Raw genomic sequence first — 26,184 nt, forward strand, 5'->3', positions numbered from 1 at the left:
CCCTCAATCTGGAGAATCCCATGGCTACCGTCGCCGTCACCGATGCCACCTTTGACGCCGAAGTGCGCCAATCCGATCTGCCCGTCGTCGTCGATTTCTGGGCGGAATGGTGTGGCCCCTGCAAGATGATCGGCCCGTCGCTGGAAGACCTGTCGACCGAGCTGGCCGGCAAGGTGAAGATCGTCAAGGTCAATGTCGACGAAAACCCCGACAGCCCGGCGGCGCTGGGCGTGCGCGGGATCCCGGCGCTGTTCCTGTTCAAGGACGGTCAGGTCGTGTCGAACAAGGTCGGCGCCGCGCCGAAAGCCGCGCTGCAGGCCTGGATCGAAGCCTCGCTCTGATCGCTGCACCATCGACTTCGGGGCGCCTTCGGGCGCCCTTTTGCATGCGCGCATTCGGTCATCTTGCAAGCCGTGCGCTCCCCGCACATATCTGCGCAAACGGAGGGCAAGATGACCGACGAGAAATTTCCCGGCTGGCACGGCACGACGATCATCGGCGTGCGCAAGGGCGGGCGTGTGGTTGTGGCGGGCGACGGCCAGGTGAGCCTGGGTCAGACGGTGATCAAGGGCACCGCCCGCAAGGTGCGACGGCTTTCCCCCGGCGGGCGCGAGGTGGTGGCGGGCTTTGCCGGATCGACGGCGGATGCCTTTACCCTGCTGGAGCGGCTGGAGAAAAAGCTGGAAGCCGCGCCGGGGCAATTGGCCCGCGCCTGTGTCGAGCTGGCGAAAGACTGGCGCATGGACAAATACCTGCGCAATCTGGAAGCGATGCTGATCGTCACTGATGGCGCCGATCTTTACGTCATCACCGGGGCGGGCGACGTGCTGGAACCCGAACATGACGTGACGGCGATCGGCTCGGGCGGGAACTATGCCTTGGCGGCCGCGCGGGCGCTGATGGACAGCGACCTTGATGCGGAAGCGATTGCCCGCAAGGCGATGGCGATTGCCGCCGACATCTGCGTTTACACCAACGGCAATCTGACCGTGGAGAGCATCTCGAAATGACCAGCCTGACCCCGCGCGAGATCGTGTCGGAACTCGACCGCTTCATCATCGGCCAGGCCGAGGCGAAACGCGCCGTCGCCGTGGCTTTGCGCAACCGCTGGCGGCGGCACCGTCTCTCGCCCGAGATGCGCGAAGAGGTTTACCCGAAGAACATCCTGATGATCGGGCCGACCGGCGTCGGCAAGACCGAGATCAGCCGACGGCTTGCCAAGCTCGCAAAAGCCCCGTTCCTCAAGGTGGAAGCGACGAAATTCACCGAAGTCGGCTATGTCGGCCGCGACGTGGAACAGATCATCCGCGATCTTGTGGACGTGGCGATGGTCGAAACCCGCGAACGCATGCGCGAGGAGGTCAAGGCCCGCGCCCACAAGGCTGCCGAAGATCGGGTGATCGAGGTTCTGGCCGGGACCGATGCGCGCGAACAGACCCGCGAGATGTTCCGCCGCAAGCTGCGCGATGGCGAGCTGGACGACAAGCAGATCGAGATCGAAGTGGCCGAGACCGCCTCGGCGCCACAGATGATGACGGGCAATCCCGGCATGGAACTGCAGATGCAAGGTCTGCAGGATCTGTTCAAGGCCTTCGGCGGCGCCCGCAAGACCCGGCGCAAGATGAGCGTCTCGGAAAGCTACGAGGTGCTGATTTCCGAGGAAGCCGACAAGCTTCTGGATGACGAGGCGGTGAAGACCGCCGCGCTTGAGGCGGTCAGCCAGTCCGGCATCGTGTTTCTGGACGAGATCGACAAGGTCGCCGCCCGGGCCGAAACCCGCGGCGCCGATGTCAGCCGCGAGGGCGTGCAGCGAGATCTGCTGCCCTTGATCGAAGGCACCACCGTTTCGACGAAATACGGCCCGGTGAAGACCGATCACATCCTGTTCATCGCCTCGGGGGCGTTTCATATCGCCAAGCCCTCGGATCTTTTGCCGGAATTGCAGGGGCGTCTGCCGATCCGGGTCGAATTGCGGCCGCTGACCGAGGAAGATTTCGTCCGCATCCTGACCGAGACCGACAATGCGCTGACGCGCCAATACACCGCGCTGATGGCGACCGAGGAAGTCACCGTGAATTTCACCCCCGACGGCATCGCGGCCTTGGCCCGGATCGCCGCCGAGGTGAACCGCTCGGTCGAAAACATCGGCGCGCGGCGGCTTTATACGGTGATGGAGCGGGTGTTCGAGGAATTGTCCTTCACCGCGCCGGATCGTTCGGGCGATCAGGTCACGGTGGATGCGGGCTTTGTCGAACGCCATCTGGGCAGTCTGGCGCAATCGGCCGATCTGAGCCGCTACGTGCTCTGACCTCTGGTGATCGGGGAGGCTTGTGCTATCCTCCCCGACATGCAGATGCGTGTTCTTGTCATTGCCGCCCTCGTCGCCCTGGTCAGCTGCGCCCCGCGCGGAGAGCTTGCCTATACGCCGGAGCCAAGCGCCGATGTCCGGCCGGTGTTCGTCGGCTCGACCCGGGGACTGGATCCCGAAACCGGGGCGGAATTCGGCATCAGCCGCAGCGAGACCCTGCAACGGGCGCGGTTCCTCGTGTCGGTGCCGCCCGACCGCCGCACCGGCCAGTTGCACTATCCGCTCGAGGGCCGCAGGATCGACCCGCAAAAGGATTTCCTTCTGGCCGGGTCGAAGAACTACCCCGATCCGGCGGCGTTTCAGGCCGAGCTGCGACAAAGCCTGAAAGCCAGCGGCGGCGAGGCGGTGGTCTTCGTGCACGGGTTCAACAACACCTTTGCCGAGGGGCTGTATCGTCTGGCGCAGATGGGCGTCGATTTCGACTTGCCAAGGACGCTCGTCTATTACGCCTGGCCCTCGCGCGGGCATGTGCTGGGTTATGCCTATGACCGCGATTCCGCGATTTTCGCCCGCGACGGTCTGCGCCAGACCCTGCGCGAGCTGGAACGGGCCGGGGCGAAGCGGATTTTGCTTGTCGGCCATTCGATGGGCTCTTCGGTGACGATGGAAACCCTGCGCGACATCGCGCTTTCAGGCGAAACAGAGACGTTTTCGCATCTGGCCGGGGTTCTGCTGATCTCGCCCGACATCGATGTCGACATGTTCCGCGAACAGGCCCGCACCATCGGGGCTTTGCCGCAGCCCTTCGTCATCTTCACCTCGCGCAAGGACAAGGCGCTGCGGCTGTCCTCGAAGATCGCGGGGGAACGTGACCGGCTGGGCACGTTGCAAGATATCAGCCGGGTGGCCGATCTGAAGGTGACGATGATCGACACCGGGGCGTTTTCGACGGCGGACGGCCATTTCAACGTGGCCAACAACCCCGCGCTGATCCGCATGCTGGGCCGCACCGGGCAGCTGGCGCAGATGCTGGAAGGCGAACAGACCGGCAAGGGCAATCTGGCAACCGGGGTGGTGCTGACGGTGCAGGAGGCGACGCGGATCGTGCTGTCACCGATCACCGCGCTGGGCGGCGGGAATTAACGCATCCGCCGCAGATAGACGTAATAGGCGCCGGAGCCGCCGTGCTTCAGATGCGCCTCGGTCACCTGCATCACCACCGCGCCGAGCGGCGGCAGGCGCAGCCATTGCGGCACCTGATGGCGCAGCACGCCCTGCCGCTGCGGGATCGGCCCGTCATCAAGGCCCCGCTTGCCCTTGCCGGTGATCACCAGCACCAGACGGCAGCCGCGGTCCTGCGCGGAGAGCAGAAAGTGGCTCAGTTCGGGATGCGCCTGCGACAGGGTCATGCCGTGCAGGTCGATCCGCGCCTCGGGCTCCAGCTTGCCGCGGCTCATTTCCCGGTGGGTCTTGCGGTCCATCACGATCGTCTGGCGCTGCAGCTGGTCCGAGATCGAGGGCGCCAGATCCAGCCGCCAGGCCAATTCCGGCGCCTGCTGACCGACGCGGAAATCCTTCATCTCGAAGCGGGGCTTCTTCGGCGGGTGGTGGGGGGCATGCGCCGGATCAGGCTCTGTCCCGGCCGAAATAGGCGCGTGACGGTGCATCGCCTGCGTCGTTGCGGCAACCTTTTCCCAAAGATCGCGATCTTCCGCCGAAAGCAGCCGCCGCCGTCGCATCCTGGCTCAGCCGCCCGTGGCGACAAGCTGCCAGTTCGGATCGGAACTGCCCATGACGCGCGCAAAGGTCCAGCTGTCGCGCTGCTTGCGCGGGGTTTTCGGATCGCCCTCGACAATCTGGCCGGTCGCATCCCGCGCCACCGAGATCAGCTCGCCGCCGAACCGCACCGTCACTTCCGCCTCGCGCGAGGTTGCGTCGAAGGTCGCTTCGGTCAGCGTCAGCTCGCGCAGGCCAAGGAAATTCGCCTCGACCGTCAAGCCCTGCCGTTGCCGATCCGCCACCGCGGTCTCGAAGGCCTCCAGCACCTCGGGCGCGAGGAACCGCCGCACCGGCGAGAGATCGCCGCGTTCAAAGGCCATCAGGATCATCTCATAGGCCATCTTGGAGCCCTGCAGGAAGGCGCCGACATTGAACGACGGCTCGACCCGCTTCATCTGCGCCAGCGCCACCGCGGCATCCGAGCCCTCGGTCACATGGTCGATGATGTCATTATCCGGACCGCCCTCGATCACTTCGAAGCGGTCGGGACCGCGCGGCCCCGGAGCTTCGACGGGCATCGGCTCATCTTCATAGCCGTCGCGGGTGCCCAGAACGCTCTTTAGCTTCAAGATCAGGAAGATCGCGATAGCGGCAAGAACGATCAACTGGAACAGTGCTGGGCTCATGGGCTTTTCCGCGGCGATGTTGACGATTGGAACGTGTGCTTCTCCCACTTATGTAAGGGAGCGCTTTGTTCAAGTCCACCGACGCCCTTGTCCCACCTTTGGAGGTAACAATGTGGTTTTTGATCCTGCTGATCGCCTGGCCGCTGATCGAAATCGGTCTTTTCGTCGAGATCGGCGGACGGCTGGGGCTGTGGCCGACGCTGGGACTGGTTCTGGGCACGGCGGCGCTGGGCATCGCCGTGCTGCGTGCGCAGGGCGACCGGGCGCAGGCCGGGCTGCGGCAGGCGATGGCAGGGATCGGCGATCCGGCCGTGCCGCTGGCCGAGGAGGCGCTGATCCTCGTGGCCGGGGGCCTGCTGATTCTGCCCGGGCTGCTGACCGATGTTTTCGGGCTGCTGCTGCTCGTGCCGCCGGTGCGCAGGCTGCTGATCGCGCGGCTGTCGAAACGCGTGGTGGTGCAGGGCTTCGGCCAGGGCTTCGGCACGATGGCGCAACCGCCCCGGCCGGGCGCCGATCCGGGGCAGGTGATCGACGGCGACTTTCAGGAAGTCGATCCGAAAAACCCGTCGATCAAGGGGAACTCGGGCTGGACACGCCATTGAGACAGCGGTCCCGCGATGCTAGAAGATTGCAGATATCCTGGAGTGACCCATGACCGAAGTCCCGAACGAGGCGGCCCAGCCGCAGATGAAAATGAGCATCCTCGCGCAATTCGTGCGGGACATGTCGTTTGAGAATGCGGTGGCGCTGAACGGGCTGCAAAGCCCGGAAGTGCAGCCGGAAATGCAGGTGCAGGTCAGCCTCGACGCCCGCAAGCGCCCGGCAGAGCATCAGTATGAGGTGATCACCAAGTTCAAGATCACCTCGACCAACAAGGCGACGAATTCGGCGCTTTACCTGCTCGAGCTCGACTACGGCGGCATCTTCCACATCGAGGGCGTGCCCGAGGATCAGATGCATCCCTTCCTGCTGATCGAATGCCCGCGCCAGCTTTTCCCCTATGTGCGGCGCATTGTCTCGGATGTGACGCGCGATGGCGGCTTCCCGCCGTTCAACCTCGATCCGGTCGATTTCGTCGCGCTCTATCGGGCCGAGCTTGCCCGCCGCGCCGAGGCGCAAAAGGCAAGTGAAGCGTTGGTGAACTGATCAACCCAAGATTGAAACCGCCAACGCGTCAACCTGCCTCAGGGACAAGGTGACCCGCTGACACCGCAGGCCATCGCATTCAAAATGCGATGGCTTTTGCTTTCGGGTCGGTCACATGAGTGAGCTTATACCCGCCTGGGTTGGTGACAGACTGACTCCGGTGGACAAGTTGGAGGTGCATTTGAAAGGGCTCCGCCACAAGGCGGTGTCCGTTTTTGTCATGGATGGCGAAAACGTGCTGATCCAGCGCCGCTCCGAGGAGAAATATCACTCGCCGGGGCTTTGGGCGAACACCTGCTGCACCCATCCGGGCTGGACGGAACGCCCCGAGGAATGCGCCGTGCGGCGTCTGCGCGAGGAGCTGGGGATCACCGGGCTTTATCCCGCCCATGCCGACCGGCTGGAATATCGCGCCGATGTCGGCGGCGGCATGATCGAACATGAGGTGGTCGACATCTATCTGGCCTATGCCAAACCGCATATGCGGATCACCCCCGATCCCCGCGAAGTGGCCGAGGTGCGCTGGATCGGCCTTTACGATCTGGCGGCCGAGGCCGGTCGTCACCCCGAGCGGTTCTCGAAATGGCTGAACATCTATCTGTCGAGCCATCTTGACCGGATTTTCGGATCGATCCTGCGCGGCTGACGGGTGCGACCGCGGAAAACGGCAAAAACCGACCGCCCGGCAAAGCTGGCTCTGGCAATCCGCGCGCAAAGCTGCATCATTCACCCCGTATTGACCGGGGGGTGGTGGTGTCAGCGCGTCTGTCCGCAAGCGTGATCGTTCTTGTTGCCGCCTGCGCCGGCATGGCGTCGGCCGAGACGGAATTCCGGCTCGAGCTCTCGGCGCCCGATTCGGCGCTGTCGAAGGCGCTGGCCCAGGTGTCGCTGTCGCGCGAGGCGGCGGGCAACAAGGAGGCCGACGCGCAGGATCTGTTCGGCGCGGCGCGGGCCGATTACGCCCGGCTGATCGGGGCGCTTTACGACGAGGGCCGCTATGGCGGCACGGTCTCGATCCTGATCGACGGGCGCGAGGCGGCGAATATCGCGCCGATGGATGCGCCCGCCCGCATCGGCAAGGTCGAAATCCGGGTCGATCCCGGCCCGGTGTTCCGGTTTTCCCGCGCCGCGATCGGCCCGCTGGCCCCGGAGACGCGGGTGCCGCCCAGCTTTCGCGTGACCGAGGTGGCGCGGTCCTCGACCATCGTTGCCGCCGCCGGAAACGGTGTTTCGGCCTGGCGCGACGCGGGCCATGCCAAGGCCGCGGTGGCGCGGCAAACGATCACCGCCGATCACCGCAATCAGGAGCTGGCCGCCGAGATCGCGCTCGATCCCGGCCCGCAGACCTGGTTCGGCACGTTGCAGATGACCGGCAACGAGCGGCTGCGCAGCGCCCGTCTTGCAAAGATCGCCGGGTTTCCCTCGGGCGAGGTCTTCTCGCCCGAAGCGCTCGAAGAGGTCCGCAACCGGTTGCGCCGCACCGGCATCTTCAGCGCGGTGACGCTGACCGAAGCCGATACCCTGCGCGACGGTCGGTTGCTGGACGGCGAGCTGACCGTGGTCGAGGCGAAGCTGCGCCGTCTCGGCTTTGGCGCCGAGGTCTCGACTTCGGATGGCGGCAAGCTCTCGGGCTATTGGCTGCACCGCAATCTGATGGGCGGCGGCGAAAAGCTGCGGCTGGAGGCCGAGGTCTCGGGCGTCGGCGTCGGCAGCGGCGGCACCGATTACAGTTTCGGCGCCCGGCTGGACCGGCCCGCCACCTTCTCGCCCGACACCGCGGCCTTTCTGAAAACCGAAATCGCCCGCGCCCATGAAGATGATTACACCCTGAGCGGCTACGGACTCAGCTTCGGGCTCAGCCATATCTTCAGCGCGAAACTCTCGGCCGAGGCCGGGATCGGCTATGAATGGGCGAAGATCGAGGATGGCGCGGGCGAGCTGATCTATCGGCAGATCACCTTTCCGATGTCGGCGATCTGGGAAAACCGCAATATGCCCGCCGATGCGACGCGCGGCAGCTATGCGAAGCTGGATCTGATGCCCTTCTATGGCCTTGGCACTACCGGATCCGGGGCGCGGTTGCAGGGCGATTTCCGCGCCTATCGCGGCTTTGGCGCCAATGACCGCTTCGTGCTGGCCGGACGGGCGCAGATCGGCGGCGTTTTCGGCTCTGATCTGGCTGAAACGCCGCGGGATTACCTGTTCTATTCCGGTGGCGGCGGCACTGTGCGCGGGCAACCCTATCAGGCGCTGGGCGTCAAGGAACTGCAGGGCGGCACGCTGCACACCGGCGGCACCCGCTTTGTCGGGCTTTCGGCCGAATTGCGCGCGGGCGTCACCGAGAAGATCGGCGTCGTCGCCTTTTATGACGCGGGCTACATCAGCGCCTCGGATTTCTTCGGCCATGACGGCGACTGGCATTCCGGCGCGGGCCTTGGGCTGCGCTACAGAACGCCGATCGGTCCGATCCGGCTGGATGTCGCCGCGCCGGTCGATGGCAGCACGGGCGACGGCCCGCAACTCTATCTTGGCATAGGGCAGGCATTCTGATGCGGTGGCTGGTTGTCTTTCTGTTTCTGCTTCCGCTTCCCGCCCTGGCGCAGGAGGCGGACCCGGCCCAAACCGAACGGGACCGGTCCTATCTGACCGGGCTGATCGAGGACAATCTGTCCGGCACCGGCCGCGAGATCCGGCTGGAAGGGTTCCGCGGGGCGCTGTCCTCGCGGGCCAGTTTCGACACGCTGACGATCGCCGATGATCAGGGGGTCTGGCTGACGCTGCGCAATGGCGCCGTGACATGGGACAGGGCGGCGCTGCTTCTGGGCAAGATCTCGGTCGAGGAACTCTCGGCCGCCGAGATCGAGCTGCCGCGTCTGCCGGTGGCACCGCCGCAGGAAACCCCGCCCGAGGCGAAGCCGTTTTCCCTGCCGAAGCTGCCGGTCGCGGTCGAAATCGGCTCTGTCAAGGCGGAAAAGCTGATTCTGGGGGCGCCCGTTCTGGGGCAGGCGGCCGAATTTCAGCTGGAAGGATCGCTGCGGCTGTCGGGCGGGGATGGCGAAACCGAGCTGGCCGCGACCCGCACCGACGGGCCGAAGGGGCGCTTTGCACTGCGGGCAAGCTATGTCGAAGACAGCCGGGCGCTGCTTCTCGACATGCTTCTGACCGAGGCGCAGGACGGCATCGCCTCGGGGCTGATCGGCCTGCCGGGGCGGCCGTCGCTGACGCTGTCGATGAGCGGGCTTGGCAGTCTGGAGGATTTCAAGGCCGATGTGCTTTTGGGCACCGCGGGCGTGTCGCGGATCACCGGCACGGTGGCGCTGAGCGGCAAGAACGACGTCCGGACGGTCGCGGCCAGCCTTGGCGGCGATGTCGCGGCGCTGCTGCCCGAGGCCTATCGCGGCTTCTTCGGGCCCGAGACGCGGCTGGATTTTCTGGGCGAACGCAGCACCACCGGGATGTTGCGGCTGCGCCAGTTGGATCTGCGCGGGCAGGCGGTCAGCCTGTCGGGCGGGCTTGATCTGCGCCCCGACGGCCTGCCCGATCGCTTCGATCTGACGGCAAAGCTGGGGCTGGAGACCGGTGAACCCGTGGTGCTGCCGCTTTCCGGCGACCCGATCAGCCTGCGCGGCGGTGAGGTGAAGCTGCGCTACGACCGTGCGACGGGCGAGGGCTGGAGCCTGGTCTCCGACCTGACCGGGCTTGCGCGCGGCGCCGACCTGCTCGACCGGCTCAGCCTGTCCGGGTCGGGCCGGATCGGGCCGCAGACGGTAGGCGGGGCCTTGACCCTGATCGCGACCGGAATCGCCCCCGCAGACAAGGCCCTGGCCGAGGCGTTGGGCCCCTTTATCTCGGGCAAGCTGCAATTCTACTGGCAAAAGGGGCACCCCTTGACCGTGCCCGGCCTGACCCTGGGCAGCCGCGATTTCACCGCCCGCGGCCGTTTCGCGCTGGGCGAGGATCTGGCGGTTTCGGGTCACCTCGAGGCGGATCACCGCAAGCTGGCAAGCCTCTCCGCGCTGGCGGGCCGCGCCCTTTCCGGCACTGTTTCGGCAGATCTTCAGGGGCGCTATGTGCTTTCCAGCGGCGCGTTCGACGCCGAAGCCGATCTTGACGCGACCGATCTGCATCTGGATCAGGCGCAGGCCGATGCGCTTTTGGCGGGAAAGGCGAAGATCCTCCTCTCGGCGGCGCGCGATGACAAGGGCCTGACCCTGCGCCAGCTTGCGGCTGATGCCGGAGGGGCGTCGCTGCAAGCTTCGGGGAGGATCAGCAGCAGCGACAGCACGCTCTCGGCCCGGCTGCAGGCGCAAAATCTCGGGCGTCTTGGCGCCGGTTACGGCGGCGCGGTGGCCTTCGACGCGAAGCTGACCGGGCCGCTCAATGCGCGGCGGATCTCGGTCAGCGGGACGGGGCGGAACATGGCCCTGCCGCAGACCGATCTGAACCGGATTCTGGCGGGACAGAGCCAGTTCGCCCTGAACCTTCTGCAGGCGGACGGCGCGTTCCATCTGGCCGATCTGAGCCTCTCGACGCCACAGCTTTCGGCCTCGGCCAAGCCGCGCAAGGATCAGCCGAAGGTCTTCGATCTGTCGACCAGACTTTCGAATGTCGCGCTGCTGGCGCCCGGCTTTCCCGGGCCGCTGGCGATTTCGGGCAGTCTGACCGATCAGGGCGCCCGCTACGGGCTGGATCTGCGCGGCACCGGGCCGGGCGGCACGCAGGCGACGGTCAAGGGCACGATCGCCGCCGATGCCTCCAGCGTCGATCTGGCGATTTCCGGCCGGGCCGAGACGGCGCTGGCGAACAGTTTCCTTGAGCCGCAATCGGTGCAGGGGCCGCTGACCTTCGATCTGGCGCTGAAGGGCAAGCCGGGGCTTGCGGCGCTGTCCGGGCAGGTCATGGGCGCGAACCTGCGCGTGGCGGCCCCGACCCTGGGGCAGGCGCTGAGCGATGTCGATCTGCAGGCGAAACTGGCCAACGGCACGGCGCAGCTCTCGGGTCAGGGCAGTTTCGCGGGGGGCGGCGGGCTCTCGCTCTCGGGGCCGGTGGGCCTGACCGGACCCTTCCCGGCGAAGCTGGCGCTGGTGCTTGACCGCGCCCGGCTGCGCGACCCCGAGCTTTACGACACCCGCGTCAGTGGCAAGCTGGCGATCAATGGCGGGTTGACCGGCGCGCTGCGGATTTCCGGCGCGCTGACGCTGGAGGAAACCGAGCTGCGGATTCCCGCGGGCGGGCTGGGCGGCGCCGGGGCGATCCCGGCGATCACGCATCGGCATGAACCCGGCGCGGTGCATCAGACGCGGCTGCGCGCGGGCCTGGTCGAGACCGCCAAAGCGGCGAAGGGTGGCGGCAGGGCGATTGCGCTTGATGTGACGATCTCGGCGCCGCAACAGATCTTCGTGCGCGGTCGCGGGCTGGATGCGGAATTGGGCGGGCAGCTGCGGGTCACCGGCACGACGGCGCAGATCGTGCCGGTCGGTCAGTTCAGCCTGATCCGCGGCAGGCTGGACGTGCTGGGCAAGCGCTTCGATCTGACCGAAGGGCAGGTGGCGCTGCAAGGGGCGCTGGTGCCCTGGGTGATGTTCCAGGCGACCACCTCGCAGGAGGATCTGGACATTGCCCTGACGCTGGAGGGCGCGGCGACCGAGCCCAGGCTGACCATCACTTCCGCGCCCGATCTGCCCGAGGAAGAGGTTCTGGCCCGGCTTTTGTTCAACAAGGGGCTGACGACGCTTTCGCCGCTGCAGGCGGCGCAGCTGGCCTCGGCGGTGGCGACGCTGGCGGGCAAGGGCGGCGACGGGATCGTGTCGAAGCTGCGGCAGGGCTTTGGCCTCGATGATCTGGACGTCGGCACCGATGACAGCGGCAATGCCACGGTGAAAGCGGGCAAGTATCTGGCAAAGAACGTCTATTCCGACGTGTCGGTGGACAGTTCCGGTCAGGCCGAGGTGACGCTCAACCTCGACATCACCAAGCAGATCACCGCCAAGGCCTCGGTCGGTTCGGCGGGGGACAGTTCGCTCGGGGTGTTTTTCGAAAAGGATTACTGAGCCGCGGCGCGGCCGATCCAGTCGCGGAACGCCACCAGCGCGGGCGAGGGCGTGACCCCCGCGGGCCAGACCAGATAATAGGCGCCAACGCCCGAGACGGCTTCGCCCGGGGTGCGGATCAGCCGTCCCTCGGCGATTTCCGGCAGGGCAAGGAATTCGGGCAGAAGCGCGATGCCGACGCCATGCGCGGCGGCCTGCATCATCGGCGCGAACTGGTCGAACATGATCCCGCGCGTCGCGGGCGCCTGCAACCCGTGATGCGCGAACCAGGCCGTCCAGGCATTCGGACGCGATTCCAGCTGCAACAGAGACTGATCGAGCAGATCTTCGGGCCGCCGCATCGGATGGCTGCGGGCGAAGTCGTCGGAACAGGCGGCAAGGATGCGTTCTTCGAACAGCAGCATCTGCTCGGCATCGGGCCAGGGCCGGGTGCCGAAATGGATCGCGGCGTCAAAGGTCTCGGTGGCGAAATCGAAGGGGCGCAGCCGCGTGCCAAGGTTCAGCGTCACGCCGGGGTTTTCCGCCAGAAAACCGGCCAGCCGCGGCGCCAGCCAGCGCGTGCCGAAAGTGGGCAGAATCGCCAGGTTCAAGACACCCCCGCCCGGATTGGCGCGCAGCCCGAGCGAGGCCCGCGCGATCAGCTCGAGCGCCTTGCGCACGTCGCGGGCATAGGCCTGCGCCGCCTCGGTCGGCATCAACCGCCGTCCCTCGCGCCGAAAGAGCTGCACGCCCAATTGCCCCTCGAGGTTCTGCACCAGACGGCTGACCGCGCCCTGCGTCAGCGACAATTCCCGCGCCGCGGCGGCGGTCGAGCCCAGCCTGCAGACCGCCTCGAAGGCGGCGAGCAGCGAGACCGAGGGAATATAGCGTCTGGGCAGGGTCATGTATGCGCTCCATGCATCGACATAAGCCGGAATAGCGGTAGATTAGCGCATTTCGCTCGCGCATAAAGCATCGAACGCATGGAGGACCAGATGGCCCTGAAACCCAAGGATGCCCCCGATCTTGCCCGGTTCGACTGGGATGACCCGCTGCGCCTGAACGGCCAGCTGAGCGAAGAGGAACGGATGCTGCGCGATGCGGCCCGGGCCTATGCGCAGGAAAAGCTGCAACCCCGGGTGATCCGCGCCTTTGCCGAGGAAGAAACCGATCCGGCGATCTTCCGCGAGATGGGCGAGATGGGGCTTTTGGGCGTGACCATCCCCGAGGAATACGGCGGGCTGGGCGCGTCCTATGTCGCCTATGGTCTGGTGGCGCGGGAAATCGAACGGGTCGACAGCGGCTATCGCTCGATGATGTCGGTGCAGTCGAGCCTTGTCATGTATCCGATCCATGCCTATGGCACCGAGGCGCAGCGGCGGAAATATCTGCCCAAGCTCGCCAGTGGCGAATGGATCGGCTGTTTTGGCCTGACCGAACCCGATGCCGGTTCGGATCCGGCCAGCCTGAAGACCGTCGCGAAGAAGACGGCGCATGGCTATGTGCTGACCGGCTCGAAGATGTGGATCTCGAACGCGCCGATCGCCGATGTCTTCGTCGTCTGGGCGAAATCCGAGGCGCATGGCGGCAAGATCAAGGGTTTTGTGCTGGAAAAGGGTCTGAAAGGGCTCTCGGCGCCGAAGATCGCGGGCAAGCTTTCCCTGCGGGCCTCGATCACCGGCGAGATCGTAATGGACGGCGTCGAGGTCGGCGAAGATGCGCTTTTGCCGGGTGTCGAGGGGCTGAAGGGGCCCTTTGGCTGTCTGAACCGGGCGCGCTATGGCATCGCCTGGGGCGTGATGGGCGCGGCCGAATTCTGCTTTCATGCGGCGCGGCAATACGGGCTGGATCGCAAGCAATTCGACAAGCCGCTGGCGCAGACGCAGCTTTACCAGCTGAAACTGGCCAATATGCTGACCGATATCACGCTGGGTCTGCAGGCGGCTCTGCAGGTCGGTCGGTTGATGGACGAGGCCAATGCCGCGCCCGAGATGATCTCGCTGATCAAGCGCAACAACTGCGGCAAGGCGCTGGAGGCGGCGCGGAATGCCCGCGACATGCATGGCGGCAACGGCATCTCGGAATCGTTCCAGGTGATCCGGCACATGGTGAACCTGGAAACGGTGAACACCTACGAGGGCACGCATGATGTGCATGCGCTGATCCTTGGGCGGGCGGTGACCGGGTTGCAGGCGTTTTATTGACGCTGCCGGTCGGCCAGTTCGGCGTTCAGGGCCGCGCCGAACAGGACCGAAAAGGCGCCAAGATAGAGCCACATCAGCAGCGCGATGACGGCCCCCAGCGAGCCATAGACCTTGTTGTAGGTGCCGAAATTCGCCAGATAGGCGGTGAGGCCGATCGAGGCCCCGCCCCAGACCAGTGTCGCCACCACCGCGCCGAGCGAAAACATCGGATCGCGGCGGCGCGGGCGATAGGGCGCGAAGCGGTAAAGCACGCCCAGTACCGTCAGCATCAGCGCCACCATCGCGATCCAGGGCAGGCCCGAAAGCAGCACGGTGGTGACGGCATGAAAGGGCAGAAAATTCGCCACGATCGGGATCGCGACGATCGTGGCCATCGCCATCAGCATCACGCCGACCAATGCCACCGTCATCAGATAGCCGAAAATGAAGCCGAAGATGGTGTCGCGCGACTCTGACCCGTGAATCACGTTCAGACCCTGCACCAGCGCATCGACCCCCGCCCGCGCCGAAAACAGCGCGAAGACGACGGACACCAGCGTCCCCCAGCCGATCACCCCGCGCGGACCCGCCAGCAGCATGCTGACCTGCGCATCGAGGATCGCATAGGCCTCGGGCGGGATGAAATTCTGCGCCACCTCCAGATAGGTGCGGATGACGACCGGATCGGCCACCGTGCTCCAGATCGAGATCGTCGCGGTCAGGCCCGGAAAGACCGCCAGCATGGCGTAAAACGCCACCCCGGCCGAGATCAGGAAGATGTTGGTCTGGGACAACCGGTCCCGCAGTCGGAAAAGAAAATGCATGCCGCCCTCGCTGCGGCCAGCATCGCCGATTGCACGCCGGGGCACAACTTGCGTGACGGCGCGGCCTGTGGTCTTCTGACGCAGTCTGGAGGACATGATGACCTATACCCCCGCCGAAAACCGCTATTCCCGAATGATTTACCGCAAATGCGGGGCCTCGGGGCTGAAACTGCCCGCGATCTCGCTGGGCCTTTGGCACAACTTCGGCCATGACACGCCCCATGCGGTGAAACGGGCGATCTGCCGGACCGCCTTTGATCTGGGGATCACCCATTTCGATCTGGCGAACAACTACGGACCGCCGCCCGGCTCGGCCGAGGAAGCTTTCGGCGAGATCCTGAAGACCGATTTCGCGGGGCTGCGGGACGAGCTGATCATTTCCTCGAAGGCCGGCTATGACATGTGGCCCGGGCCCTATGGCGAATGGGGCAGCCGGAAATATCTGATCGCGTCTTGTGACCAGTCGTTGAAGCGGATGGGGCTTGAGTATGTCGACATCTTCTATTCGCATCGCTTCGACCCGGAAACGCCGCTCGAGGAAACCATGGGCGCGCTGGAGCAGATCTGGCGCTCGGGCAAGGCGCTTTACATCGGGATTTCGTCTTACAATTCCGAGCGCACGCGGGAAGCCGCGGCGATCCTGCGCGGCCTTGGCGTGCCGTTGCTGATCCATCAGCCGAGCTACAACATGCTCAACCGCTGGATCGAGCGTGACGGGCTGGTGGACACGCTGGCGGGTCTTGGCGTCGGCTCGATCGCCTTCACGCCGCTGGCGCAGGGTCTGCTGAGTGCGAAATACCTGAACGGCATTCCTTCGGGGGCACGGGCGGGGCAGGGCAAGTCGCTCGATCCCGGCACGCTGACGCCGCAGGCCCTCGAGAAAATCCGCGCGCTGAACGCGGTTGCGGAGCGGCGCGGGCAGACGCTGGCACAGATGGCGCTGGCCTGGGTGCTGCGGGGCGGCATCACCTCGGCGCTGATCGGGGCCTCGAAGCCCGAACAGGTGGTGGATTGCGTCGGCGCCCTGGGCAATCTGTCTTTCACCGCCGCAGAGCTGGCCGAAATCGACACCCACGCACAGGATGAGGCGATCAACCTATGGGCACGTTCGTCGGAAAACCGCTGAAACAGGCTCTGGTCTGGCTGCTTTCGGGGGGGACGGCGCTGGCCGCCGACCTTCCCGCGCCGATTACGGATGCCGATTTCGGCGCCTTGAGCATGGCCGAAGTGCGGCTGGGGCGGGATCTGTTCTATGATCCGATCCTGTCGGGCAATCGCAACATCTCTTGCGCCACCTGCCACCATCCGCGTTTCGGCACCGGCGACGGGTTGAGCCTGGGTCTGGGGGAAGGCGCGGTGGGGCTGGGCCCGGACCGGCATGTGACAGAGACAAACCTGCCCGAACAACGCATTCCCCGCAACGCCCCGGCGCTGTTCAATCTGGGGGCGACGTCGTTCAAGGTGCTGTTCCACGACGGCCGGATCGAGGTCGATCCGACCCGGCCCTCGGGTCTGCGCACGCCGATGGAAGAGGACATGGTGACCGGTTTCGCCTCGATCCTCTCGGCGCAGACGATGTTTCCGGTGCTTTCGCCCGACGAAATGGCCGGGCATTACAATGAAAACGAGATTTCCAAGGCCGTGCGCGAAGGCTTCATCACCGGCCCCGATGGCGCCTGGGCGCTGATCTCGGCGCGGGTGGCGGGGATTCCGGCCTATCAGGCGGCCTTCGAGCAAGCCTATCCCGAGATCGCCGCCGGGCGGCCCATTGCCTTCACCGACATCTCGAACGCGATCGCGCAATTCGTGGCTTTCGAATGGCGGTCCGATGACAGCGCCTTTGATGCCGTCTTACGAAAACAGGCTCTGTTTCAGCCCGAAGCGGCCAAGGGCGCGGATCTGTTTTATGGCGTGGCGGGCTGTGCCACCTGTCATTCCGGCCCGTTCCTGACCGATCATTCTTTCCATGCGATGGGCGAACCGCAGCTTGGCCCCGGCAAGGCGGAACGGTTCGAGCGTCATTCCCGCGACGAGGGCCGCTATCGGGTGACGAACACCCCCGCCGACATCTTCGCCTTCCGCACGCCCAGCCTGCGCAATGTCGCGCAGACCGGGCCCTGGGGGCATGCGGGCAGCCACAAGGATCTGGCCGCTTTCGTCGCCGATCACGCCCGCAGCGGCGCGCAACTGGCCGATTACGACCGGACGCAGGCCGTGCTGCCCGCCTTGCCGCAGACGAAGCCGGATTGGACCCTGCTCGACACGCCCGCGGAAGTGGCCGCGATCAGGGCAGCCGCGGTGGCCCCGGGGACGCTGACGCCGGATCAGGTGGCGCAGATCGTGGCTTTCCTGCAGACGCTCTCCGATCCGGTCGCGCTGAAGGGGCGGTTCGGTTTGCCCGACACCGTGCCCAGTGGCCTGGCCGTCGATCGTTAACGGCGAACCTCGGTCCGCCCGTTCAGCGTGACCGGCTGCCAATCGCCCACCCTGCCGTCGGGCCAGACCACCCGAGCCTCTGCCGAGGTCTCGGCCCCAAGCCCGAAATGCAGCGGACCGGCCTTGCCCCCGGCATGCCCGCCGCCCACGGTGATTTCCTGCGATTTGACGCCGGACGCGGTTTTCACCTCGACCCAGGCGCCGACAGAATGCTGGTTCGGCGCGGGCTGAATAGGCTCTATTTCTGCCCAATTCCCGGTCTGCGCCGTCGCATTGCGCCAAAGCTCCATCGGCGCGCGGCGGTTCATCACCACCAGATCCAGCAGCCCGTCGCCGTTCAGATCCGCCAGGGCAGCCCCGCGCGCGCGGTCCCGCGTCGCCATCCCGGCCTTGTCCGCCATCTCGTGGAACGTGCCATCCGGCCCCTGCATCAGCAGGTTGTTCGGATCATGCGCGGCATTCGAGGGCATCTGATCGACATTGCCCTTGGAGAGGAACAGATCATCGCGGCCATCGTTGTCGATATCGCCAAATTCCGGGTGCCAGCCGGTCGAGGGGCGGCCGTCATCGCCGATGAAAGGCCGTTGCGCGAAAGTGCCGATGGCATAGGGCGCATCCTCGAAATGGTCGCCCCTGTTGATCTGCAACAGCTGATCGCCCATCGAGGTCATCATCACCTCGGGCAATCCGTCGCCCGTGATGTCGCGGCTGGCGATCCCCATGCCCCAAAGCGAGACATGCTCCCAATCCATCCGCTCTTTCAGCGGATTCAAGCGGAACATCTGTTCATAGCCGCCGCGGACATAATAGTGCCGGTCGTTCGACAACCGCAACTCGGGCGTGCCCTTGCGTTGCCAGTCGGAGATCAGCGCGGACAGCGTGCAATAGCCGGGCGAAATCGTCTCTGTTTCGGCATAAACCCGGCCCTTTGGGCGAAAGAGCGCACTGTCATCGCAGGCCATGAACGGGCCATCGGGGTTCGTTCGGTCGACGTAATTGCCAAAGAACAGCGTGGGAAACTCCTGCCCCTGTTCCCAGGTCGCGGTGAAGGCGGTGGTCCAATCCTCGCGCGTGGGCAGGGCCCATGCCTTGGTTGCATCCTCGAACCGGCAATTGCCGAGGCCCCGCAACAGCAGGTTCGGCCCGGCCCGCAGCACCGCCAGATCCATCTGCCCATCCGAATCGATGTCGAGCGGATAGGCCCCCGTCACATGGCGCAGCTCGGTCAGAGCGCCTTCAGAAAAGCGCAAAGGCCCGCCCTGCTCCGAAGCATTGACGAAGAGCGCCGCCGGATTTTCCCCGCCCGCGGCGAACAGATCCGGCCGCCGGTCGCCGTTGCAATCAAAGACCGCAACCCCGCCGCCGACGAAATGCTCCCAGCCGCCCGCATAGATCTGGCGGTGCGGCAGGCCCGCGGCGTCATCGATAAAAAGCGGCTCTGCACTGGCTGGAAAGGCGATCAGGCACAGCAGGACCCGTTTCATTGCGCCGCCATCTCCCGGCTGGTGCCCAGCAGTTGCTCGGTCAATTCGTGCAGCGCCAGGGCCGCCGCGCCATGCGCCCAAAGCAGATCGCCCCAGGCGTGGGTCTCGATCCGCGGCCCGTCGCGGCCGGTGTCCAGCATCAATTCCCGCATCTCCGCCAGGGTCTCGCTGGCGTAAAGATAGTCGTAGCGCATCCGCTCGCCCGAGAGGATGATCAGCGCCGGATCGAAGAGATTGACGATATTCGACAGCCCCACCGCCAGATACCGCCCCGCCCGGCGAAAGATCGACCGCGCGGCGGCATTGCCCGCCTTGGCGTGATCGAACAGGCTTTCCAGCATCACGCCGACCGGCTGGGTTTCGCCAAGCGGCAGGTTCAGCGCCGTGCGGGCCTCGCGCACCAGCGCATAGTCCGCCACATAGGCCTCAAGGCAGCCGCGCTGGCCGCAGCGGCACAGCGCACCATCCAGTTGCACCTTGGTATGGCCCAGTTCCATCCCCATGCCGCGGGCGCCGCGATAGATGCGGTGGTTGATGACAAAGCCCATGCCCAGACCGTGTTCGATCGTCACCACGGCGAAATCCGAAAGTTTGCGACCGGCGCCGAACCACAATTCCGCCAGTGTCACCAGATTGGCGTCGTTGTCGATGAAGACGGTCAGGCCCAGCCGTTCCCGCAAGGCCGCCTGCAGCCCGACGTGACGCTCGGAGAGGACGGGGGACCAGTGCACCACGCCCGCTTCGGAATCGACGAAGCCCGGAACCCCCAGCCCGAGCGCCAGAATCGCCTCGCGGTCGACCCCGCCCTTGGCGCAGACGCGGTGCAAAAGCCGATCGGCCGCTTCCAGGATGCCGTCGATCCCCATCGCCCCGGGACTGCGCGGGATCGCCTCGCCCGCGATCATGTTACCGGCGAAATCGACCAGAACCGCGGTATGTTCGCGGTCCGACAGCTTGATGCCGACCACATGCCGGGTGTTCGGGCGGACCCGCAGCGCGACGGCCGGGCGACCGCGGCTGCCTTCGCCCTCGCGCAGGGTCTGCACCTCCTCCAGCAAGCCGGTCTCGATCAGCTCCGAGGTGATCGTGGTGACCGAGGCCGGGCTGATGCACAGCTCTTTTGCCAGTTGCACCCGGGCCATCTGCCCGGCGGCGCGCACGCGCTCGAAGATCTGCTGGCGCAGCGGGCGGGCGGTTTCCGACAGCGGCTGAATCAGCGGGCCGCAGCCGAGAGAGGCCTTTCCGATCTGGGAGATCTTCTTCATCACGGCATCTTTCATTCAATGGATTAACAAAACGGCGGTGCATCAACGCGCTGCAGCGATCATTCTTGCCGCGTTGCAGCTATTTTCCGCCGTTTCGTTGGTCAGTTTCATTCTTGCGCCCCATTTTTATTTTGACAACTAAAATTATTCGACTCATCCTCTTGCCATCCCGGCGAATCTGTCGGGCGGTCCGTCGGGCCACATCTCGGGAGGAGAACATGTATAAAACCCTTTTCGCCGCCGTCGCGCTGACGGCCGGCCTTGCCACCACGGCTTTTGCCGACATGACCGTGGGCGTGTCCTGGTCGAACTTCCAGGAGGAGCGCTGGAAGACCGATGAGGCCGCGATCAAGGCGGCGCTGGAAGCCGCCGGTGCGAAATATGTCTCGGCCGATGCGCAATCGTCCTCGGCCAAGCAGCTCTCGGACATCGAATCGCTGATGGCGCAGGGGGTGAATGCGCTGATCGTGCTGGCGCAGGACACCGAGGCGATCGGCCCCGCCGTGCAGGCCGCGGCCGACGAGGGCATTCCGGTCATCGCCTATGACCGTCTGATCGAGGATCCGCGGGCCTTTTACCTGACCTTCGATAATGCCGAAGTGGGCCGGATGCAGGCGCGGGCGGTTCTGGCCGCGGCGCCCAAGGGCAATTACGTGATGATCAAGGGCTCGCCCACCGATCCGAACGCCGATTTCCTGCGCGGCGGTCAGCAAGAGGTGCTGCAGGCCGCGATCGACGCGGGCGATGTGAAGATCGTCGGCGAGGCCTATACCGACGGCTGGCTGCCCGCGAATGCGCAGCGCAACATGGAACAGATCCTGACCGCGAATGACAACAAGGTCGATGCGGTCGTGGCCTCGAACGACGGCACCGCCGGGGGCGCCGTGGCCGCGCTGTCGGCGCAGGGGCTTGTGGTGCCGGTCTCGGGTCAGGATGGCGATCATGCCGCGCTGAACCGTGTCGCGCTGGGCACGCAGACGGTATCGGTCTGGAAAGACGCGCGCGAGCTGGGCAAGAACGCGGCTGAAATCGCCGTGGCCCTGGCTGGCGGCGCCGACATGAAGTCGGTCGCGGGGGCCACCGAATGGACCTCGCCCGCGGGAACCAAGATGACCGCCAAATTCCTGACGCCGATGCCGATCACCAAGGACAATCTGGCGACCGTCGTCGATGCGGGCTGGATCACCAAGGACGCGCTGTGTCAGGGCGTGAGCGCCGGTCCGGCGCCGTGCAACTGATCTGAGCTGATCTGAACCGGGGCGGCTCGCAGGCCGCCCCCCTTCCAAAGAGCGCCGCGGCGCCCTTTTTCGATCGGATACCCCATGAACACCCCGACCCCGCAGGACGGCGGGCAGAAGCGGACGCTGTTGCAGTCGCTCGAGCTGGACACCCGGCTTCTGGGCATGATCGGCGCCTTCGTCTTGATCTGCCTTGTCTTCAACGTGATCACCGACGGCCGTTTTCTGACGCCCCGCAACATCTTCAACCTGTCGATCCAGACCGTTTCCGTGGCGATCATGGCCACCGGCATGGTCTTCGTGATTGTCACCCGGCATATCGACCTCTCGGTCGGCGCGGTGCTGGCCATCTGCTCCTCGGTGATGGGGGTGATGCAGGTGCAACTGCTGCCGCAATTCTTCGGCATCGGCCATCCGCTGGTGATGCCGCTGACGGTGATCGCGGGCCTTTTGACCGGCGCCGCGATCGGCGCGCTCAACGGCTGGCTGATCGGGTATCAGCGCATTCCGGCCTTCATCGTGACGCTGGGCGGTCTGCTGATCTGGCGCAACGTCGGCTGGTATCTGACCGATGGGCAGACGGTCGGGCCGCTGGATCAGACCTTCATGCTGTTTGGCGGCGTCGAGGGCACGGTGGGCGCGGCGCTGTCCTGGGCTCTGGCGGTTTTCTTCTCTGTTCTGGCTGTCTTGGGGCTCTGGCGGGCGCGTCAGGCGAAGATCCGGCATGAATTCCCGGTGAAACCGCTCTGGGCCGAGGGCGCGCTGATGGCCACTGCCGTCGCGGCGATCCTTGGCTTCGTCGCGATCCTGAACAGCTATGCGATCCCGGTCGGCCGTCTGAAGCGCGAATTTGACGCCCGCGGCGAGGTGATGCCCGAAGGCTACATCGATTATTTCGGCCTGCCGATTTCGGTGCTGATGCTGGTCGTGATCGTCGTGGTGATGACGCTGATCGCCCGCAAGACCCGGCTTGGCCGCTACATCTTTGCCGCTGGCGGCAACCCGGATGCGGCGGAACTGTCGGGCATCAACACCCGGATGCTGACGGTGAAGATCTTCACCCTGATGGGGGTTCTCTGCGCGATTTCGGCGATGGTGGCGCAGGCGCGTCTGGCCAACCACACCAATGACATCGGCTCGCTGGATGAATTGCGCGTCATCGCCGCGGCCGTGATCGGCGGCACGGCCTTGGCCGGGGGGATCGGCACGATCTATGGCGCCGTTCTGGGTGCGGTGATCATGCAATCGCTGCAATCGGGCATGGCGATGGTCGGCGTCGATGCGCCGTTCCAGAACATCGTCGTCGGCGGCGTGCTGGTTCTGGCCGTCTGGATCGACATCCAATACCGCAAGCGCACGGGGGAAAAGGTATGAGCACCCGCGGAACCCCTCTGGTCGAGATGCGCGACATTTCGATCGCCTTTGGCGGCATCAAGGCGGTGGATCATGTCACCATCGACCTGTATCCGGGTGAGGTCGTCGGCCTGCTGGGCCATAATGGCGCCGGGAAATCGACCCTGATCAAGTGCCTTTCGGGCGCCTATCAGATGGACAGCGGTGCCATCTACATCAACGGCGAAAAGGCCGAGATCCGCAATCCGCGTGATGCCCGCGCCTATAACATCGAGACGATCTATCAGACCCTGGCGCTGGCGGATAACCTTGATGCGGCTTCGAACCTGTTTCTGGGCCGGGAACTGGTGACGCCTTTCGGCTTCGTCGATGATGCGCAGATGGAGGCCGAGACCCGCAAGATCATGGGGCGGCTCAATCCGAACTTCCGCAAGTTCAAGGAGCCGGTGAAGGCGCTTTCGGGCGGGCAGCGGCAATCGGTGGCGATCGCGCGGGCGGTCTATTTCAACGCGCGTATCCTGATCATGGACGAGCCCACCGCCGCCCTTGGTCCGCATGAAACCCAGATGGTGGCGGAACTGATCGAGGAGCTGAAGGCGCAGGGTCTGGGCATCTTCCTGATCGAGCATGACATTCACAACGTCATGCGGCTGTGCGATCGCGCCTCGGTGATGAAGAACGGCCAGCTTGTCGGCACGGTGAACGTGAACGAGGTCACCGACGAGGACATCCTTGGCATGATCATCCTTGGCAAGAAGCCCGAGGGGGGGACCGTCTGATGTATCTGGGACTGGATCTGGGCACCTCGGGGCTCAAGGGCATCCTGATCGACGCGGATCAGCAGGTCCTGGCCGAGGCGACGGCGCCCCTGACGGTGTCGCGCCCGCAGGAGGGCTGGTCGGAACAGGCGCCCGCCGACTGGATCGGCGCGGCGGAACAGGTTCTGGCGGAGCTGGCGGGTTTCGGTCTGGGTCAGCTGCGCGGCATCGGGCTTTCGGGGCAGATGCACGGGGCGACGCTGCTCGATGCCTCCGATGACGTGCTGCGGCCCTGCATCCTGTGGAACGACACCCGCAGCCATGTGGAAGCCGCCGAACTGGATGCCAATCCGATTTTTCGGGCGCTTTCGGGCAATATCGTCTTTCCGGGCTTCACCGCGCCGAAACTGTGCTGGGTCGCCCGGCACGAGCCCGAGATCTTCGCCCGTGTGGCAAAGGTGCTGTTGCCGAAAGATTATCTGCGGCTCTGGCTGACCGGCGAGCATGTGGCGGAAATGTCCGATGCCGCGGGCACGGCTTGGCTCGATGTCGGCCGCCGCGACTGGTCCGAGGAATTGCTGAAAGCCTCGCGCATGCGGCGCGAGCAGATGCCGCGTCTGGTCGAAGGATCCGAGGTTTCGGGCCATATCAGAGCCGAATTGGCCGAACGCTTCGGGATGCCCGCGGGTGTCGTCGTGGCCGGGGGCGGGGGCGACAATGCCGCCTCTGGGATCGGCGTCGGCGTGGTGAAGGCCGGGCAGGCCTTTGTCTCGCTTGGCACATCCGGGGTGCTCTTTGCGGCGAATGACGGCTATCAGCCCGATGCCGCGACGGCCGTGCACACCTTTTGCCATGCGCTGCCCGGCACCTGGCATCAGATGGGGGTGATCCTGGCCGCCACCGATGCGCTGAACTGGTTTTCGCGCCTTGCCGGGGCCGCGCCCAAGGATCTGACCGCGGCTTTGGGTGCGTTGCAACCGCCCGGAAAGACCCGATTCCTGCCTTATCTGGGCGGCGAACGCACGCCCTTGAACGATGCCGCGATCCGTGGCGCCTTCATTGGCCTCGAACATGCCACCGACCGCGAGGCCGCGACGCGCGCGGTGCTGGAGGGCGTGACTTTTGCCATCCGCGATTGCCGCGATGCCCTGGCGGCGACCGGCACCTGCATCGACAGCCTGCTGGCCGTCGGCGGCGGCTCGAAATCCACCTATTGGTGCCAGGCGATCGCGACGGCGCTGGGCACCCCTGTTTCCCTGCCGGTGGCGGGGGATTTCGGCGGGGCCTTTGGCGCCGCGCGACTGGCCTTGATGGCCGCAACCGGGGCGGGGGCCGAAGTGGCCGCGCAACCGGTGATTTCCGCCGTGATAGAGCCTGTTTCGGCGCTGTCATCGGCATTCGACGAAGGCCATGCCCGCTACCGCGCGGCGCAGGCCGCAATCCGGGGACTGACATGACCGACTTCTTCAAGGGTATTCCGCAAATCCGCTACGAGGGCCCGACTTCGACGAACGAATTCGCCTTCCGGCACTACAACCCCACGGAAGTGGTGATGGGCAAGACGATGGCCGAGCATCTGCGCTTTGCCATCGCCTGGTGGCACAGTTTCGCCTGGCCGGGCGGTGACCCCTTCGGCGGTCAGACCTTCGAGCGGCCGTGGTTTGGCGACACGCTCGATCTGGCGAAGCTGAAAGCCGATGTGGCCTTCGAGATGTTCGACATCCTGGGCGCGCCGTTCTTCTGCTTCCACGATGCCGACATCCGCCCCGAAGGCAAGGATTTCGCCGAGAACACCCGCAATCTGGAAGAAATCGTCGATTACATCGGCGAGAAGATGGCGGGATCGCAAACGAAACTTCTGTGGGGCACGGCGAACCTGTTCAGCCACCGCCGCTTCATGTCGGGCGCGGCGACGAACCCGGACCCGGAGGTCTTTGCCTGGTCCGCCGCGACGGTGAAGACCTGCATGGATGCCACGCACCGGCTCGGCGGGCAGAACTATGTGCTGTGGGGCGGTCGCGAGGGCTATGAGACGCTTTTGAACACCGACCTGACCCGCGAGGCGGAACAGGCCGGGCGCTTCCTGCAGATGGTGGTCGACTACAAGCACAAGATCGGCTTCAAGGGCACGATCCTGATCGAGCCGAAGCCGCAGGAGCCGTCGAAGCATCAGTATGATTACGACGTGGCCACCGTTTATGGCTTCCTCAAGCGCTTCGGCCTTGAGAATGAGGTCAAGGTGAACATCGAACAGGGTCACGCGATCCTGGCCGGGCACAGCTTCGAGCATGAGCTGGCGCTGGCGGCTTCGCTTGGCATCCTTGGCTCGATCGACATGAACCGCAACGACTACCAGTCCGGCTGGGACACCGACCAGTTCCCGGATTCGGTTCCCGAGATGGCGCGAGCCTATTACGAGGTGCTGAAAGCGGGCGGCTTCACCACCGGCGGCACCAATTTCGACGCCAAGATCCGCCGTCAGTCGATCGACCCCGAGGATCTGATCCTTGGCCATGTCGGCGCGATGGATGTCTGCGCCCGGGCGCTGAAAGCGGCGGCGGCGCTGCTGGAGGACGGCGGGCTCGAGGCGCATCGCCGCGCGCGTTACGCGGGTTGGGACACCGCCGAGGCGCAGGCGATGCTGGGCTCTGATCTGGCCTCGATCGAGGCGCTGGTGCGGGCGAAAGGCATCAACCCGCAGCCGAAATCGGGGCGGCAGGAGCGGCTGGAAAATCTGTGGAACCGGTTCGTCTGA

23 protein-coding genes are annotated in these 26,184 nt (G+C 65.5%); 17 read left to right on the forward strand and 6 right to left on the reverse strand.

The annotated features are described in order from the left end of the window. Positions 1–20 precede the first annotated feature (20 nt). The 4 genes from trxA (at position 21) to LY44_RS08780 (ending at position 3,451) form a co-directional block, all read left to right on the forward strand. The gene (gene trxA / locus LY44_RS08765) at positions 21–341 is read left to right on the forward strand and encodes a thioredoxin (RefSeq protein WP_013065783.1); all 321 of its coding nucleotides are present in this window, start codon (positions 21–23) and stop codon (positions 339–341) included. 111 nt (positions 342–452) lie between these two features. After that, on the forward strand, positions 453–1,010 hold the full coding sequence (gene hslV, locus LY44_RS08770; RefSeq protein ID WP_055210345.1) for an ATP-dependent protease subunit HslV: 558 nt from the start codon (positions 453–455) through the stop codon (positions 1,008–1,010). Beyond that, entirely contained in the window at positions 1,007–2,308 is a 1,302-nt protein-coding gene (gene hslU / locus LY44_RS08775; RefSeq protein ID WP_055210343.1) for an ATP-dependent protease ATPase subunit HslU, read from the forward strand. Before hslV ends, hslU begins: the two co-directional genes overlap by 4 nt. 45 nt (positions 2,309–2,353) lie before the next feature. Next, positions 2,354–3,451, forward strand: a complete 1,098-nt coding sequence (locus tag LY44_RS08780; protein ID WP_160320036.1) for an alpha/beta hydrolase — start codon at positions 2,354–2,356, stop codon at positions 3,449–3,451. Here the strand turns inward: LY44_RS08780 and LY44_RS08785 are convergent. Then, positions 3,448–4,047: a Smr/MutS family protein gene (locus LY44_RS08785; RefSeq protein WP_055210339.1), complete on the reverse strand. Its 600-nt coding sequence runs from the start codon at positions 4,045–4,047 to the stop codon at positions 3,448–3,450. The two genes, LY44_RS08780 and LY44_RS08785, sit on opposite strands and share 4 nt — an antisense overlap. A gap of 6 nt (positions 4,048–4,053) precedes the next feature. After that, on the reverse strand, positions 4,054–4,713 hold the full coding sequence (locus LY44_RS08790; RefSeq protein ID WP_055210338.1) for a Tim44/TimA family putative adaptor protein: 660 nt from the start codon (positions 4,711–4,713) through the stop codon (positions 4,054–4,056). A 110-nt stretch (positions 4,714–4,823) separates the two neighbouring features. Here LY44_RS08790 and LY44_RS08795 point away from each other — a divergent pair, with 110 nt between their 5' ends. The 5 genes from LY44_RS08795 to LY44_RS08815 all read left to right on the forward strand — a co-directional run bounded on the left by LY44_RS08795 (position 4,824) and on the right by LY44_RS08815 (position 11,909). Further along, complete coding sequence (locus LY44_RS08795; RefSeq protein ID WP_055210336.1) at positions 4,824–5,315, forward strand: FxsA family protein; 492 nt, start codon at positions 4,824–4,826, stop codon at positions 5,313–5,315. Positions 5,316–5,364: 49 nt separating this feature from the next. Continuing rightward, the gene (gene secB / locus LY44_RS08800) at positions 5,365–5,859 is read left to right on the forward strand and encodes a protein-export chaperone SecB (protein WP_055210334.1); all 495 of its coding nucleotides are present in this window, start codon (positions 5,365–5,367) and stop codon (positions 5,857–5,859) included. Positions 5,860–5,974: 115 nt separating this feature from the next. Then, on the forward strand, positions 5,975–6,505 hold the full coding sequence (locus tag LY44_RS08805) for an isopentenyl-diphosphate Delta-isomerase (RefSeq protein ID WP_055210332.1): 531 nt from the start codon (positions 5,975–5,977) through the stop codon (positions 6,503–6,505). A 107-nt stretch (positions 6,506–6,612) separates the two neighbouring features. Next, on the forward strand, positions 6,613–8,409 hold the full coding sequence (locus LY44_RS08810; protein ID WP_223230711.1) for an autotransporter assembly complex protein TamA: 1,797 nt from the start codon (positions 6,613–6,615) through the stop codon (positions 8,407–8,409). Next, the gene (locus LY44_RS08815) at positions 8,409–11,909 is read left to right on the forward strand and encodes a translocation/assembly module TamB domain-containing protein (protein ID WP_055210328.1); all 3,501 of its coding nucleotides are present in this window, start codon (positions 8,409–8,411) and stop codon (positions 11,907–11,909) included. Before LY44_RS08810 ends, LY44_RS08815 begins: the two co-directional genes overlap by 1 nt. Here LY44_RS08815 and LY44_RS08820 read toward each other — a convergent pair. Continuing rightward, positions 11,903–12,793: a LysR family transcriptional regulator gene (locus LY44_RS08820; protein WP_055210326.1), complete on the reverse strand. Its 891-nt coding sequence runs from the start codon at positions 12,791–12,793 to the stop codon at positions 11,903–11,905. The two genes, LY44_RS08815 and LY44_RS08820, sit on opposite strands and share 7 nt — an antisense overlap. A 78-nt stretch (positions 12,794–12,871) precedes the next feature. Here LY44_RS08820 and LY44_RS08825 point away from each other — a divergent pair, with 78 nt between their 5' ends. After that, positions 12,872–14,092 (forward strand): acyl-CoA dehydrogenase, encoded by a 1,221-nt coding sequence (locus LY44_RS08825; protein WP_055210323.1) that lies wholly within the window; start codon positions 12,872–12,874, stop codon positions 14,090–14,092. Here the strand turns inward: LY44_RS08825 and LY44_RS08830 are convergent. After that, the gene (locus LY44_RS08830; RefSeq protein ID WP_055256429.1) at positions 14,086–14,895 is read right to left on the reverse strand and encodes a YihY/virulence factor BrkB family protein; all 810 of its coding nucleotides are present in this window, start codon (positions 14,893–14,895) and stop codon (positions 14,086–14,088) included. The two genes, LY44_RS08825 and LY44_RS08830, sit on opposite strands and share 7 nt — an antisense overlap. 97 nt (positions 14,896–14,992) lie before the next feature. On the opposite strand from LY44_RS08830, the gene mgrA reads away from it, so the two are divergent. Next, entirely contained in the window at positions 14,993–16,021 is a 1,029-nt protein-coding gene (gene mgrA, locus LY44_RS08835) for an L-glyceraldehyde 3-phosphate reductase (protein WP_055210560.1), read from the forward strand. After that, entirely contained in the window at positions 15,994–17,331 is a 1,338-nt protein-coding gene (locus LY44_RS08840) for a cytochrome-c peroxidase (RefSeq protein ID WP_055210319.1), read from the forward strand. The genes mgrA and LY44_RS08840 overlap by 28 nt, the downstream gene beginning before the upstream one ends. Here LY44_RS08840 and LY44_RS08845 read toward each other — a convergent pair. Next, complete coding sequence (locus LY44_RS08845) at positions 17,328–18,815, reverse strand: CRTAC1 family protein (RefSeq protein WP_055210317.1); 1,488 nt, start codon at positions 18,813–18,815, stop codon at positions 17,328–17,330. The two genes, LY44_RS08840 and LY44_RS08845, sit on opposite strands and share 4 nt — an antisense overlap. Further along, positions 18,812–20,080 carry an ROK family transcriptional regulator gene (locus LY44_RS08850; protein ID WP_111396005.1) on the reverse strand — a complete coding sequence of 423 codons (1,269 nt, stop codon included), beginning with the start codon at positions 20,078–20,080 and terminating at the stop codon, positions 18,812–18,814. Before LY44_RS08850 ends, LY44_RS08845 begins: the two co-directional genes overlap by 4 nt. A 218-nt stretch (positions 20,081–20,298) precedes the next feature. Here LY44_RS08850 and xylF point away from each other — a divergent pair, with 218 nt between their 5' ends. The 5 genes from xylF to xylA all read left to right on the forward strand — a co-directional run bounded on the left by xylF (position 20,299) and on the right by xylA (position 26,184). Further along, positions 20,299–21,318: a D-xylose ABC transporter substrate-binding protein gene (xylF, locus tag LY44_RS08855; protein ID WP_055210314.1), complete on the forward strand. Its 1,020-nt coding sequence runs from the start codon at positions 20,299–20,301 to the stop codon at positions 21,316–21,318. 84 nt (positions 21,319–21,402) lie between these two features. After that, positions 21,403–22,692, forward strand: a complete 1,290-nt coding sequence (locus LY44_RS08860; RefSeq protein ID WP_055210312.1) for a sugar ABC transporter permease — start codon at positions 21,403–21,405, stop codon at positions 22,690–22,692. After that, a complete protein-coding gene (locus tag LY44_RS08865) occupies positions 22,689–23,450 on the forward strand; it encodes an ATP-binding cassette domain-containing protein (RefSeq protein WP_055210310.1) in 762 nt (253 codons plus the stop codon). Before LY44_RS08860 ends, LY44_RS08865 begins: the two co-directional genes overlap by 4 nt. Then, entirely contained in the window at positions 23,450–24,886 is a 1,437-nt protein-coding gene (gene xylB, locus LY44_RS08870; RefSeq protein ID WP_055210308.1) for a xylulokinase, read from the forward strand. The genes LY44_RS08865 and xylB overlap by 1 nt, the downstream gene beginning before the upstream one ends. Then, positions 24,883–26,184 carry a xylose isomerase gene (gene xylA, locus LY44_RS08875; RefSeq protein WP_055210306.1) on the forward strand — a complete coding sequence of 434 codons (1,302 nt, stop codon included), beginning with the start codon at positions 24,883–24,885 and terminating at the stop codon, positions 26,182–26,184. Before xylB ends, xylA begins: the two co-directional genes overlap by 4 nt.

Source organism: Rhodobacter capsulatus, from assembly GCF_003254295.1.
Lineage (GTDB): Bacteria > Pseudomonadota > Alphaproteobacteria > Rhodobacterales > Rhodobacteraceae > Rhodobacter > Rhodobacter capsulatus.